The organism is Paenisporosarcina sp. P4_D4, assembly GCF_056401835.1.
Genome location: NZ_JBFUIO010000312.1, coordinates 1 through 1,171, shown reverse-complemented (window position 1 = coordinate 1,171; position 1,171 = coordinate 1). Strand labels below are relative to the sequence as shown.

Sequence of the window (1,171 nt, the reverse complement as noted above, 5' to 3'; positions counted from 1 at the left end):
ATCCAATACTCACCATCCCTTGGAAGCCAATTTTAAAATGCTTCTGTTGCTAAGAAACAATCTCTTCCTACTTGTACTCCATTTTTTTTTGCCATAAATTTCACACTGTCCTAGGAAAAACTCAATACTTTCTGCGGCCTAAATGATTCCCATAATCGCTTCTGAAGCGACAGAACCTAAAAATGAGCGTAATTCACGATTTTACGCTTTTTTAAATATCTTCCTATTTTAAAGAACATAAAAAGCTCATTTCTATTTACGAGAAATGAGCTTTTTTCAGTTATAACTATTTAGCTGGTGGAATCGGAAGCGTTTCTTCCTCTTTATGACTTTCGTATTATGAATAACAACTTTTAACTGTCTTTAATTAATAGACGACATCCCCCCATAGGACGTTTTCGAAATACATAAATTTATTTATTTTTCAGTTAAGTTATTTAATGGTACATGATAACCAACTATTATAATCAATTTCTACTGGATAAAAACGACAAAACATGAAAAAACCGCTGAAATCATATGATTTCAGCGGTTTGATCATTTGTATCCAATTTAATGTTACGTTTCTTCATTTGAATCAGGAAAACTGTGGTCAGAGATAAACTAAGTACCCCAAATACAACGACCATCCATTGTAAACCGATTAGATCCAACAATGCTCCTGTTGCCAATAAAACGACCTGGAAAATTACGCGCTCGAGCATGTTTCGGAACGAGAAAAATCTGCCGTGAAACGCTTTTGGCATTTGCTTCTGGAATATTGTCATAGCAGTTGGGAAAAAACTACCCACCGCAAAGCCAAATACCGCAAATGCGGTTACCGACAAAACTGGACTGGCAGCAAAAATTAAGATTAATTCAGCAACGCCGATTACAAATGCAAAGAAAAATAATATCGTACTCGTATGCCATTTATTTGCAATATACTTAACAACAACAGTACCCAGCATAAATGCAATACCTTCAGCGGCATAAATTGCCCCTTTGATGGATGATGAATCCTGCAGCTCACTGATATTGATAACCAGCAAGTTAAACGATCCTATAAACAATAAAGGAATTAAAGTCATGACCAAAGTCATCATGACAGCTGGATATGATTTTAAAATCGGAAACACTTCCATGAATCCACCTTTACTTGATGAAGCTACTTTCACTTGTGCTTCTGTAC

1 protein-coding gene is annotated in these 1,171 nt (G+C 35.5%); it reads right to left on the bottom strand.

What is annotated here, in order from left to right; all coding sequences use genetic code 11:
• Nucleotides 1-515: 515 nt before the first annotated feature.
• Nucleotides 516-1,171, bottom strand: a 656-nt coding sequence (locus tag AC1DSL_RS18465) for an MFS transporter (RefSeq protein WP_477533361.1), incomplete at its 5' end; no start/stop codon positions are given.